Here is a 12,984-nt window from a genome sequence, read left to right as displayed (position 1 = left end):
GCCTACAGCCCATAGCTATAGTTTGGTGTCACCACCAAATCCAACCTGTAAAATATTAAAAGATAGAATGATTTATGCTGTTGAAGAAAATATTGTTAGGGTAACGATAATGTCTGCTATAGGACATTATGAAGGTAAATAGGTCTAGTCAATAATGAAAAACAAAATCACTTCACTGTTCAATATCAAATATCCAATTATCCAAGCCGGTATGGTTTGGTGTAGCGGTTGGCGTTTAGCTGCTGCGGTATCTAATGCGGGTGGCTTGGGTATCATTGGTGCCGGTTCAATGTATCCCGATGTTTTACGCGAACATATCCAGAAGTGTAGAAAGGCAACCGATAAACCTTTTGCCGTAAACGTGCCTTTGCTTTATCCCAATATTCAAGAAATAATGGCTATTCTAATAGCCGAAGAAATTAAAATCGTATTTACATCGGCAGGCAACCCCGCAACATGGACCAACTTTTTGAAAGAAAAGGGCATAACGGTGGTTCATGTAATTGCCAATACCAAGTTTGCCTTAAAGGCCGAACAAAGCGGTGTAGATGCCATAGTGGCCGAGGGTTTTGAAGCTGGTGGGCATAACGGAAGAGAAGAAACAACTACTTTGTGTTTAATCCCGATGATTAAAGCAGCCGTAAAAATTCCAGTAATTGCTGCGGGCGGTATTGCCAGTGGGAAAGCCATGTTGGCCACTTTTGCTTTAGGTGCCGATGCCGTGCAAATAGGTTCGGCATTTGCCGTAGCAGAAGAATCGTCTGCGCATCCTAATTTTAAAGAAAAAATAATTTCATCCGCCGAAGGCGATACCAAACTAAGGATGAAAAAATTAGTGCCGGTTCGTTTACTTAAAAATGAATTTGCCGATGCCGTTGCCCAAGCCGAAGCTAATGGTGCAAGTACCGAAGAATTAGCCAAATTATTAGGACGTGCAAGAGCAAAGCTAGGTATGTTCGAAGGCAATATGCAAGAAGGCGAATTGGAAATTGGGCAAGTATCGGCCCTGTTAGATGAAATAAAACCTGCCGCTACTATTTTAAACGAAATTTGGGGAGATTTTTTAGCAGAAAAGGAAAAGCTTCAAGCGCTAAAATTTTAGGATTTACCTTATGCGGAGGGAATATTTTTCGCTCCACTAGACCTAAGAGATTTGTCTAAAATGAACTTAGTTGCTTCAAAATAATAAACCGATCGCTAAATTGTTGTATTGTTAAATTGTTGCACCGTATCTTTGCTGCTTAATAAGATGCGGACTTCGGTCATCTGACTTCGGACTGCCGACTTTGGGACTAAATAAAAAATGAAACACATCAACATAAAAGTAATAGGCAAGGTACAGGGCGTGTTTTTTAGGGCAAGTACCAAGGCCGTGGCCGACCAAATGGGCGTAAAAGGGAAAGTGAAGAACGAAAAAGATGGTTCGGTTTTAATAGAAGCAGAAGCCGACAAGATTACTTTAGACCTGTTTGTAGAGTGGTGCCATAAAGGCCCCGAAAAAGCCAATGTAGAACAAGTAATTGTAGAAGAGGGTGATTTGCAAGGTTATGCTAACTTTGTGGTGATAAAAAAGAATTTGTTATGGTAAACTTGGTTTTAGAAAGTCGTAAATCTAAAGTCGTAAATCTAAAGTCAGCGTGTCTTTAAAAAAATTCCTCGGGCAAACAGCAATATATGGGTTGAGTACCGTATTCTCTAGGTTATTCAATTTCATTCTCACGCCAATTTATACTGGAGTTTACAAAACGGGCGTTTACGGCATATTTACCAATATGTATGCTAATGCTTCCATTATTAATGCGGTGCTGGCATTTGGTATGGAAAGTACATTTTTTAGGTACCTTAACAAGCACGAAGATAAAAAGCAAGAAGTTTACAATAATTCGTTTTGGTGCATTGCTTTTATAGCTACATTATTTCTACTTACCGGCTTAGTTTTTTTAGATCCTATTGCTAATTATTTGGCAAGCTCGCCGCAAGATGTTGCCGATTATAAAAAATACACTGTTTATTTTTTGCTGATCCTTTTTTTAGATGCCATAAGTGTAATTCCCTTTGCTAAAATTAGGGCAGAGGAAAGGCCCATAAAATACAGTGTAGTCAAATTTCTTAATATTGGCGTTTTTGTAGGGTTTAATTTAATTTTCTTGTTCGTGCTGCCGGCAATTATAAAAAACCAATTAATTGGTGCACAATGGATAGCAACATGGTACAGTACCCAGTGGATTGGCTATGTTTTTATATCCAATTTAATAGCAAGTGCCGCCACGCTGGCTATGCTGCTGCCAGAATTTGCCAAAATCCAGTTTAAGTTTGATAAGCAGTTGTTTAAGCAAATGTTTGCCTACAGTTGGCCAGTTTTGGTAGCTAACTTGTCGTTCACCATTAACGAAAGCCTCGATAAAATAGTTTTAAATAAACTACTGCCAGAAGAAATTGCCGCCAGCGAGGTAGGAATTTACGGAGCGGTGTGTAAAATTGCAGTTTTCATCAGTATTTTCATCACTGCGTTTAGGCTGGGTGCCGAGCCCTTCTTTTTCAGCTATGCTAAACAAGAAAATGCGAAGAAAGTTTATGCCACCATACTCCAATATTTTGTGGTTGCTTTGGCTATTCTATTTGTGGCCTTAATAGCTAATATCGAAATCCTTAAATATTTTATCAGAAATCAAGATTATTGGGTAGGCTTGCCTGCGGTGCCATTTTTGTTGCTGGGCTATGTTTGTTTGGGCATTTACATGAACTTGTCTATTTGGTACAGGTTATCAGACCAAACTAAATACGGACTTTATATCTCTGTAATAGGTGCAATAATCACAATCGTCTTTAACCCCATACTTATCCCTAAATTTGGTTACATGGGCTCGGCTTGGGTAAGTATGATTACCTATTTTACCATGATGGCAATATCATACGGTCTAGGCCATAAACATTACCCTATACCTTATAATTTTAAGAGAATTTTATTTTATCTCACTGTTTCGGTGGCCATTGGCTTCAGCTCATTTTTTCTGTTTAATAAAAATATATACATCGGCAATGCCTTGTTAATGCTATTTTTGGCCTTAGTTTTTTACTTAGAAAAAAATGAACTTAAACAGATTTTTAAGAAAACTTAGTCTCACATCTCAATACTCATATCTTACAATGCAAATCAAAATCATTAATAAATCTACGCACCAATTGCCAGCTTACGAAACAGCCCATGCCGCAGGTATGGATTTAAGAGCTAATATCGAAGCACAAATCATAATTAAACCATTGCAGCGTTCTTTAATTCCAACGGGTTTGTTTATAGAGTTGCCACAAGGTTACGAAGCACAGATTAGACCGAGGAGCGGATTGGCCTACAAACATGGCGTAACGGTGTTAAATTCGCCAGGAACCATAGATGCAGATTACCGTGGAGAGCTAAAGGTGTTGTTGGTTAACCTATCGGATACAGATTTCGTAGTAAACAATGGCGAACGTATTGCGCAAATGGTAGTAGCCAAACACGAAACTGTAGTGTGGCAAGAAACAGCACAGCTAAGCGATACGGATAGAGGTGCAGGCGGTTACGGACATACCGGTAAGGCTTAACTGTTTAAATTGATGAATTGTTGGTAAGTTGGCGATTACGTCTTCCGATCTCAGACTTTAATTTCGGACTAAAAAGATGAATAAACTATTTTTTACAGCAATTTTAATAGGGCTGTGCTTTTCAATACAAGCGCAACAAAACCCTGTTGCCGTAAAAGATAGCAATGCCATAAAAGAACTTTTCTTTGCCGGATTAAGAGAAAAACTGAACGAAAACTACGTGAATGCAGGTAATAGCTTTTCTAAAATTCTAACGCTAGACCCTAATAACCATGCAGCACATTTTGAATTGGCCAATTTACAAATGCGGCAAAATAAAATGCTCGATGCAGAGATCTCTATCAAAAAGGCATTAGCGGCACAGCCCAATAACACTTGGTATCTTAAACTGCAAACCGAAATTTATAAGCGAAACGGGAATATGGAAGCGCTTATTCAAACGTTAGACCAATTGATAAAGCTAGAGCCAGCATTTGAAAACTATTATTTTGATAGAGCAAACGCACTATATATTGCGGGTAAACTAGACGAATCTCAAAAGGCCTATAACCTGCTCGAAGAAAAATTTGGTGTATCTAAAGCATCTACAGCTGCTAAGCAACGTTTCAAAAATCAAGTTCTGGCTAGCAACGACAATGAATTGCACAAATTGATTAAAGATAACCCTAACGACCTTAAGAACTACTTAGATTTAAGTGGTTCGCTGTTAGAGAAAAATCAAAATGAAGAGGCGCTAGCTATACTTTTGAAAGCTAAAGACCTTGATACGGACAACTATGAAGTGAATTTGGCCTTGGCCGATGTTTATCATGCTTTAAAACAACCCAATGAAGCTTTCGCATCACTTAAAGTCGCGTTTTCTAATGTGGCAATGCCCTTGCCCAATAAAATGAAGATTTTAAGCCAATTGTTGCTTCGTTTTAATAAGCCCGAAGTAGTTAAAAATGCTACAGCGCTAGGTTTAATTACGCTTAACAACCATAAAGATGATGCGAAAGTAATGGTGCTTTATGGCGATATACTATACCAACAAGGTAATTTAAGCGGTGCTAGAGAACAATACTTGGCAGCCATAAAAATAGCAGAACAATTATACATCGCTTGGGAAAAACTACTTGGTGTACAAACCTTGATGGGCAGCTATGAAGAAGCCATTAAAACAGGCGAAGAAGCGCTAACCATTTATCCTAACCAAGCAATTTTATACTATTACAGTGCTTTTTCGTTGCACAGAAATGGACAAAACGCAGCAGCGGGCCTAGAGCTAAAAAATGCCTTGCAGTTAGACCCCGAAGACACTAGCCTTAAAGCAATGATTTTGGCTTTGCAGGCCGAAGTGCTGATAGACCAAGGTAAGTTAAAAGAGGCCGATGCCGCATTTGATAGGGCGGTAACGTTAGCGCCTAATAACTACCTCACCATGAGCAATTATGCCTATTACCTTGCCTTGCGCAATCACGATTTGCCTAAAGCAGAGAAGCTGGCAGCCAAGGCAGCATCGGCCTTGCCACAAAATTCTTCTATTTTAGATACTTATGCCATGGTGCTGTTTAAGCTAAATAGGATAGACGATGCACTTACTTACATACAAAAAGCCTTGCAAAACAACGAGGCCAATAACCCTGTTTATTTAGAGCACTACGGCGATATCCTTTTTTTAAAGGGAGATAAAGAAAATGCGGTAATGCAGTGGCAAAAAGCAAAAAATGGGGGTAACCATTCGGAAAAGTTAACTAGAAAGATAAATGAAAAGAAATATATTAAATAGCATTTTAATTGGAGCCTGTGTTTTGGGAATGGTAGGCTGTAGGGCAAAGAAAGAAATTGTAAAAGCGCCGCCAGTAGCAACGGTAGCTACTCCCGTTGTAGATAAGAAAGCAGAAAACTTGGCAACATTATTAGCAAAAGAGCTGCAATATAACACATTATCGCTAAAAGGTAAGGCCGATTTAGCCATTGATGGCAACGAAAACAACGTAACGCTCAATATCCGCATAAAGAAAGACGAAAAGATTTGGTTTAGTGTTACCGCTCTTGGGGGGGCGTTAGAGGCGGCTCGTGGGGTTATTACGCCAGATAGCTTGCTGTTAATGAACAGGCTTCAAAAAACTATTCTCAGAAAACCGCTTTCTTATATTCACGATTATACCAATAAACAGGTGAAATTTGCTTGGTTGCAAGCTATTTTAACAGGTAATACCATCACCGAATTTATGACAGAAAAATCTGAGCTAAATCAAGAAAATGGCGTTTGGGTATTAAAAGGAACAGCGCAAAGTTTGGCTTACAGAACATTGTTCAATACCTTGTTAAAATCTACCGAGCTTACCTTAAATGATGCGGCGGCGGCCCAAGGGCTTAAAGTAAGTTATGATAAATACACTCCCCTAACTAACGGACTTTTTCCTTCGCAGGTAAAAATAGCCTCTGCCGTAGGCAATAAAAAAATAAGTGTAGCCGTTGAATTTGTAAAAATAGACGCTAATGGAAGCTTGGAGTTCCCTTTTTCGGTTCCTAAGAACTATCAAGTAATCAATTAATTTTTTATACTTTTGGTTAATGAAGTTAAATAAAGCCCTACTTTTAATCGTTGCTGTATGTTTTTGTGCTACCGGTTTTGCACAATCTAGTAAAGAATTAAAACGTAAAAAAGAAGCCTTACAAAGAGAAATAGAGCTAGCTCAAAAAAACTTGAATAAAGCAGCAAGCGGTAAGAAACTTACCTTAGGGCAAATTAATGCCATTAAAGCTCAAATTAGGTTAAGGCAAGATAAAATTTCTACCATCAACTCCGAAATAAAAAACCTGGACCACCAGATTACGGAGAACACCCATAAGGTACAAAATCTTAAAGGCAGATTGGCCGATTTGAAAAAAGAATACGCCGGTATGATCCGCTTTGCGCAACGTAACAGAAATTCGTACGATAAAATGATGTTTATATTTGCCGCAAGCGACTTTAACCAAGCCTATAAACGTATCAAATATTTACAACAATTTGGCCAATACCGTAAAAAGCAAGCCGCTTACATTCAGGGCACCGAAAAGCAATTGAGCAGTCAAATTGTAGTGTTAGATAAAGATTTAAAGAGCAAAAGCAACCTATTAAAAGAAGAACAAACAGAAAAAAGTAAACTCGATAAAAATAGGAGCGAACAAACTGTTGTATTAAATAAGTTGAGCAAACAAGAAAAACAGTTTCAACAAGACATTAAAAAGAAAAGGCAGCAACAGTCTTTAATCGATAGGCAAATTCAGGCTGCCATTGCGAGAGAAATAGCAGCGGCTCGTAAAAAAGCAGAAGAAGAAGAGAGAGAGCGTGAGAGGATTGCAGCTGCAAAAGCAAAAGCAGAAAATAAACCAGTTCCCACGGCTTCTAAGCCAAGAACAACAAGCGAAGCGCTACGATCTACGCCGGAGGCGGCCAAATTATCTGATGCCTTTGAGGCTAACAGAGGCAGTCTTCCATCGCCGGTAGCAACCGGATATATTACCGGAAGGTTTGGTGCTTATAAAGTAGATCAGGCTACGGCCATGCGTAACGGGGTAATTTTTCAAACCAGTGAAGGAGCCGCTGTTAGGGCTGTTTTTAATGGTACGGTAAGTTCTGTTTTTCCGCAATTTGGAAGGTATTATGTGGTAATCATCCATGGAGAATATTTTACGGTATATGAAGGTTTACAAAGTGTAAGTGTGCGTAAAGGAGAAAAGGTAACTACCAAGCAAACCATTGGTGTTGCCGGGACTTCTGATGGCGTGCCAGAGCTGGGTTTTCAAATACATAGAGGCGCTGTGGCACAAAATCCAGAAAGCTGGTTGGCTCGATAGGGCATATTTGCTTAAAATAAACGCTATATTTGTATAAAATTAGTTTAAAATGTACCAAGTACCATTATTAGAATTCTTAAATATGGGAGGTGGTGAGATATTGCTCATCATGATTGCTATACTTTTGTTGTTTGGAGGTAAAAAATTACCAGAGTTAGCAAGAGGTTTAGGCAAGGGGATACGTGAATTTAAAGATGCCTCTGAAGGTGTAAAAAGAGAAATCCATCGTAATATCAATGCCGTTGATATAGATGAAGAAGATAGGAAGGCTGATGAAAGCCGTAGTTATCGGGAGCCAGAAGAAGATCACTCTTATTCTATACATGATGATGAAGAGCCTGGGGCTTTAAACGAGCACCAAGAAGAAACGCAACCATCAATAGCAAACGAAGAAGAAAATAAGGAACCAAAAAGTTCCACCTAAAAAATTAAACACATAAAACAACAGTCATGTTACAATCAACAATGCTAGCAGCGCTAGGAACAACCGAAATCATTTTAATAATTGTGGCAATTTTATTGCTTTTTGGAGGCAAGAAAATTCCTGAATTAATGCGTGGTTTGGGCAAGGGTATGAAAGAATTTAAAGACGGTAAAGACGGCATTGATTCTACTACCACAGACCATACGAACAAACCTCAATAAGTAGCATTTAATAACGCTTTTATTTTAGATTTTGAAGAAATACAGCTCTTTAACAGAGATACAGGGAGAACTTGCGCAAAAGCGGCTAACTTTAAAAGAACTTATTGCTTACTATTTTAAGCAAATAGAAAAGCATCAACACCTCAATGCGTTTAACGAGGTGTTTTTTGATTCTGCCACCAAACAGGCCGAAGAAATACAAGTTAAGCTTCAAAAAGGCTCGGCAGGTAGGTTGGCAGGAATGGTGATTGGTATTAAAGACAATATCTGTTACCAAGACCATGTAGTAACGGCATCTTCTAAAATGTTGGATGGTTTTATTGCACCATATTCTTCAACAGTAGTTAAAAAACTGTTGGCCGAAGACGCCATTATTATTGGCCGCTTAAACTGCGACGAATTTGCCATGGGCGGTTCTAACGAAACCTCTTACTTTGGTACGGTTAAAAATGCTGCCGATGAAGAAAGAGTTGCAGGTGGTTCGTCGGGTGGTTCGGCAGTGGCGGTACAAGCAGATATGTGCTTAGCGGCCTTGGGAACCGATACCGGAGGCTCCGTTCGTCAACCAGCGGCTTTTTGTGGTAACATTGGTTTTAAGCCCACTTACGGTCGTATATCTCGCTACGGTGTTATCGCCTATGCTTCTTCTTTTGATCAGGTAGGAACCTTGACATCTTCAGTTTCTGATGCAGCACTTTTATTAGAAGTGCTGGCCGGTGCCGATGAAAATGACAGCACTGTTTCTGCGTTAGAAGTTCCAAAATATTCAGAAAATATATCGCAAGGCGGAAAGAAAAAAATTGCAGTATTAAAAGAAACCATAGAGAGCGATGCGCTAGACTCGGAAACCAAGGAAGCCATTCTTGCGGCTATCGAAAAGTTTAAACAAGAAGGCCACGAAATCAGCTATGTATCTTTTGATTTGCTAGACTATTTAGTGCCTACCTATTATGTATTAACAGCAGCAGAAGCTTCCTCAAATCTATCGCGTTACGATGGGGTGCATTATGGCTACCGCAACACACAGGCGCAAAGCTTAAACCAATTGTACAAAAGTTCAAGAGCAGAAGGCTTTGGCAAAGAAGTAAAGCGTCGCATTATGCTAGGTACATTTGTATTAAGTGCCGGATATTATGATGCCTACTATCAAAAGGCACAAAAAGTTCGCCGTTTAATTAGAGAAAAAGTAACGACATTATTAAAAGAGCACGATGTATTGGTAAGCCCCGTAGCGCCAACCCCGGCTTTTAAAATTGGCGAAAACGTGAAAGATCCTTTGGTAATGTACATGGCCGATATTTATACCGTACTGGCTTCTTTGGCAGGTATTCCGGCGGTGGCTTTGCCTTTGGGCAATAATAAAGCTGGTTTGCCGTTAAGCATGCAATTAATGGCCAAACATTTTAACGAACAGATTTTGCTTACTTTATCACATAATTTTTTAGAAAAAGCATAATAAAAGTCGTCATTTCGACGAAGAATGAGGAGAAATCTTTAAAATTGTCATTCTGAGTGTAGCGAAGAATCTGTATCTAAACATCATTTAGCTAACAGATTGCTCCCTATAGTCTAAATGACAAGAACTTTTAGCTTATGAGGAAATTGATACTTACTGTTTTGACTTTTGTAACTGCTTTAAGCACTCAAGCTCAAGCCCCAGTTAAAGTTGCCCAAGGCGATACCATTTTAAAAAGGCTAACCACCGCTCTTCCCACAGATACTGTTGCAGTTCCTGTGATAGAACAACCACTGCTTTTTGGGCAAAGTTTGCTGTACAAACTCCGTTTAGATTCTATACAACAAACCGTTCCGTTAGATTATAACGAGTACGTGCAAAGCTACATCGACATTTATACCAAGCGCAAAAGCATGTACGGCGATATGTTAGGCCTTTCTTCCTACTATTTTCCAATTTTCGAGAAAGCATTAAAAAGCTATAACATCCCAGCAGAAATTAAGTATTTGGCAATTGTAGAGTCTTCTTTAAATCCGCATGCAGTTTCTAGGGTTGGCGCTACGGGCTTGTGGCAGTTTATGTTTGGCACTGCCAAAGCCTATGGCTTAAACATGGATAACTTTGTAGATGAACGAAAGGATCCTATACAGGCCAGTTACGCCGCTGCGGCCTATTTTAGAGATGCTTACGAAGAACTTGGCGATTGGTTGTTGGCCATTGCCGCCTACAATTGTGGTAAAGGAAACGTAAATAGGGCAATCGACAAAGCAGGCTCCCGAAACTTTTGGGACATTAGGAAGTTTTTACCCAAAGAAACCAGCAATTACGTACCCGCTTTTATTGCTGCCGTTTATGTAATGAAGTATGCAAAAACACATCAAATAGTTGCCAAACCAACTGCCTTTGCTTTTAAAACCGATACCGTACAAGTTAGAAACTTTGTAGCATTAAGCGATGTAGCCAATGCCATTAACCACAACGAAGAAACATTAATAGCACTTAACCCAAGCTATAAAAAGAAAATCGTAAACGGTACCGCTATGCTGCCAAAACGTATGGTTATTCCCAGACCAGAACATCAGTTCTACGAACAGCTATTTGTAGTTTTAAACAACGATATAGAAACAGATCGAGAAGTGATTTTAGCATCAACAGACGATGTTAGGGATTTAAGAAAGAAAGCAGCGCAGCAAAAACAAGCTACTGTTTCCAATAGTTTGGTGCATAAAGTATTGCCTGGACAAAACCTTACGGCTATTGCCAATAAATATGGGGTAGAAGTACAAGATTTAAAAGTTTGGAATAAACTCAAGGTAGCTACCCTTATTCCGGGTCAAAAATTGAAGATTTACAAAGATACCGTTCCAGTACAATTTACACCCAAGGCTAAAACTAATTTCGCTAATTATAAGGTAAAACAGGGCGATACCCTATCTAGCATTGCCGAAAAGTTTAACGGCATTACCGTGGCTAGCTTAAAAGCAGCAAATGGCTTAAAGTCTGCAAAAATTACCGAGGGCATGGTGTTGAAGTTGATGTAAATTGCTGCAAAATTCATTTTTAAAGTTTTGTATATTTGCTATGCGATATCAGACACTCTTAAATAATGCTCATTACCAAAAGCTCGATCCATAAAACAAATATTATAAGTTATTTATTAATGTTGTTGCTGTTTACACCAATTGCGGTGTTGGCGCAAACATACAGTACCGCACAGTTAATAGAGGCTTGGCGGGTTGAAGGCGTAAACCAAACCATTACTGCCGAGCTGGCCTATGCCGATTTAAGCGAGCATTTTAACAATGTCAAATTTGCTCAACGTGTAGCAGAGTTAGAAGAGCATCTCAAAAACAATGCAGACAACAAAAGATTGGCAGCCAGGATAATGCTGTATAAAATGCAAGGTAAGCCAGGAAATGTAGCTGTAGATGAACTTTGGCAATGTATTTTAAAAACAAGTGAACTTAAAGATGAGCAGTTACTTTCGGAGATGTACGTTAAATATGCAGAATTTAAAGCCCCCGAAGAAGAAAAGCTGTATTACTTATTAAAGGCTCTACAAATACAAGAAAGAATAGGTGTTAGTCATTTTAAACACATCTATTATCGTTATTTAACGGTAAGCGGTATTTTATATCACATTAGCGATTTTAAACAGAGCTTAAATTATGCTTTAAAGGGCTTAAAGTCATTCGATAAAAAGACAAATTTTGTGCTAGATCATATTTACCTGCTCGATTTAGCTGGCGCATCTTATAAAAACTTGGGAAAATTGGATAGCGCCCTTTCGCAATACAATAAGCTTCACCATTTATTGAAAGATTATGGACTAAGGCCTGGTGACTATTCACCCCAAAAAATGGGAGATTATTATTTGAATATTTGGAAAGGCATAACCGATGGAGGTATTGGCAGAGCCTTAGTGTTGCAAGGCAAGTATGCAGCAGCTGTTCCGCTTTTAAAATCAAATTTAGATAGTGCCATAAAATATGAAGACTTTGGCAATGCTGCTGCTGTGCTTAATGTTTTGGCAGAGGTTAACTACAAAACCCATCAATTTCCGGTAGCTTTAAAACTGTTTCAGCAAGCGCATAATTACGGCGTTAAAGCAAATTATTATTGGCATTTAAAAGCAAAATTGGAAACTGCGGAAGGTCTAACCAAAACATTTTCGGTATTGAAAAATACGGATAGTGCTTTTTTATACTTAAAAGAGTTTGATTTACTTAAAGATAGTTTGCAAAACGTGACCAAGGCCTTTCGTTTTTCTGCAACCAACACAGAACTCAAATTTGAGCTGATGCAAAAGAATTTTTTAATGGCAAAACAAGAAGCGAATAGGTATAAACTATTGCGAAATATAAGTATGCTTAGCATTGTGGTAACTGCACTTTTGGCATTGCTTTTATACAATCGTAAACAGCTAAATAATAAAATAGCACAACAAAAACTCGAAAACGAAAAGCAATTGGCTTATGCCGAGGTAGCCCATGCCAAAGAACAGTTAAATGCTTTTGCCCGAAACATGGTAGAGAAAAACAAGTTGATCGAAAATCTTCAACAGCAATACGGCACCGAAACCGATAATACTTCGCTAAAAGAGATTAGCATACTTACCGACAATGATTGGCTTGCCTTTAAAAATAACTTCGATAAAGTATATCCAAACTTCTTTGAAAATACGAAGCAGCTTATTCCTGATATATCTGCAGCCGAACTTCGTTTTTTATCGCTGACCAAGCTTAATATGCCTACCAAAGAAATTGCTAATGCACAAGGTATTAGTGCCGAATCGGTGCGCAAACAGCGCCACCGCTTGCGTAAAAAAATAGAAGCCATTATGCCAAACAGTAATGTGGAAACCTTTTTGTCTCAAGTTTAACTGTTTTTAATTAGCTGATAATTAGTTAGTTGATTTTTTGTCCACGTTTTTGTCCACGCTTGTTTTTTGGTGTTTGGCTTGGTTGTTTTAC

At 38.7% G+C, this 12,984-nt stretch carries 12 protein-coding genes; all 12 read left to right on the top strand.

Features of this window, described 5'->3' with window-relative positions; genetic code table 11:
• Window positions 1-154: 154 nt before the first annotated feature.
• The 12 genes from B3I52_RS04555 (at window position 155) to B3I52_RS04500 (ending at window position 12,893) form a co-directional block, all read left to right on the top strand.
• A complete protein-coding gene (locus tag B3I52_RS04555) occupies window positions 155-1,102 on the top strand; it encodes an NAD(P)H-dependent flavin oxidoreductase (RefSeq protein WP_293299263.1) in 948 nt (315 codons plus the stop codon).
• Between the two features lie 201 nt (window positions 1,103-1,303).
• Complete coding sequence (locus B3I52_RS04550; RefSeq protein ID WP_293299262.1) at window positions 1,304-1,588, top strand: acylphosphatase; 285 nt, start codon at window positions 1,304-1,306, stop codon at window positions 1,586-1,588.
• 49 nt (window positions 1,589-1,637) lie between these two features.
• The gene (locus B3I52_RS04545) at window positions 1,638-3,119 is read left to right on the top strand and encodes a lipopolysaccharide biosynthesis protein (RefSeq protein ID WP_293299261.1); all 1,482 of its coding nucleotides are present in this window, start codon (window positions 1,638-1,640) and stop codon (window positions 3,117-3,119) included.
• 28 nt (window positions 3,120-3,147) lie between these two features.
• Window positions 3,148-3,582 carry a dUTP diphosphatase gene (gene dut / locus B3I52_RS04540; protein WP_293299260.1) on the top strand — a complete coding sequence of 145 codons (435 nt, stop codon included), beginning with the start codon at window positions 3,148-3,150 and terminating at the stop codon, window positions 3,580-3,582.
• Between the two features lie 76 nt (window positions 3,583-3,658).
• On the top strand, window positions 3,659-5,350 hold the full coding sequence (locus B3I52_RS04535) for a tetratricopeptide repeat protein (protein WP_293299259.1): 1,692 nt from the start codon (window positions 3,659-3,661) through the stop codon (window positions 5,348-5,350).
• A complete protein-coding gene (locus tag B3I52_RS04530) occupies window positions 5,328-6,122 on the top strand; it encodes a DUF4292 domain-containing protein (RefSeq protein ID WP_293299258.1) in 795 nt (264 codons plus the stop codon). Before B3I52_RS04535 ends, B3I52_RS04530 begins: the two co-directional genes overlap by 23 nt.
• A 19-nt stretch (window positions 6,123-6,141) precedes the next feature.
• Window positions 6,142-7,410, top strand: coding sequence for a murein hydrolase activator EnvC family protein (locus B3I52_RS04525; RefSeq protein WP_293299257.1), 1,269 nt, complete (start codon window positions 6,142-6,144; stop codon window positions 7,408-7,410).
• Window positions 7,411-7,459: 49 nt separating this feature from the next.
• Window positions 7,460-7,834 carry a Sec-independent protein translocase subunit TatA/TatB gene (locus tag B3I52_RS04520; RefSeq protein WP_293299256.1) on the top strand — a complete coding sequence of 125 codons (375 nt, stop codon included), beginning with the start codon at window positions 7,460-7,462 and terminating at the stop codon, window positions 7,832-7,834.
• Window positions 7,835-7,860: 26 nt separating this feature from the next.
• Window positions 7,861-8,055, top strand: a complete 195-nt coding sequence (locus B3I52_RS04515) for a Sec-independent protein translocase subunit TatA/TatB (RefSeq protein ID WP_293299255.1) — start codon at window positions 7,861-7,863, stop codon at window positions 8,053-8,055.
• Window positions 8,056-8,086: 31 nt separating this feature from the next.
• Window positions 8,087-9,511 carry an Asp-tRNA(Asn)/Glu-tRNA(Gln) amidotransferase subunit GatA gene (gatA, locus tag B3I52_RS04510; protein ID WP_293299254.1) on the top strand — a complete coding sequence of 475 codons (1,425 nt, stop codon included), beginning with the start codon at window positions 8,087-8,089 and terminating at the stop codon, window positions 9,509-9,511.
• A 137-nt stretch (window positions 9,512-9,648) separates the two neighbouring features.
• Window positions 9,649-11,052 carry a lytic transglycosylase domain-containing protein gene (locus B3I52_RS04505; protein ID WP_293299253.1) on the top strand — a complete coding sequence of 468 codons (1,404 nt, stop codon included), beginning with the start codon at window positions 9,649-9,651 and terminating at the stop codon, window positions 11,050-11,052.
• Between the two features lie 65 nt (window positions 11,053-11,117).
• On the top strand, window positions 11,118-12,893 hold the full coding sequence (locus B3I52_RS04500) for a transcriptional regulator (protein ID WP_293299252.1): 1,776 nt from the start codon (window positions 11,118-11,120) through the stop codon (window positions 12,891-12,893).
• Window positions 12,894-12,984 lie beyond the last annotated feature (91 nt).

It is taken from the genome of Pedobacter sp. UBA4863 (genome assembly GCF_002399615.1).
Taxonomy (GTDB): Bacteria; Bacteroidota; Bacteroidia; order Sphingobacteriales; family Sphingobacteriaceae; genus Pedobacter.
Note: the sequence above shows the minus strand (reverse complement) of the source record. Positions and strands in the feature narration are given on the sequence as shown.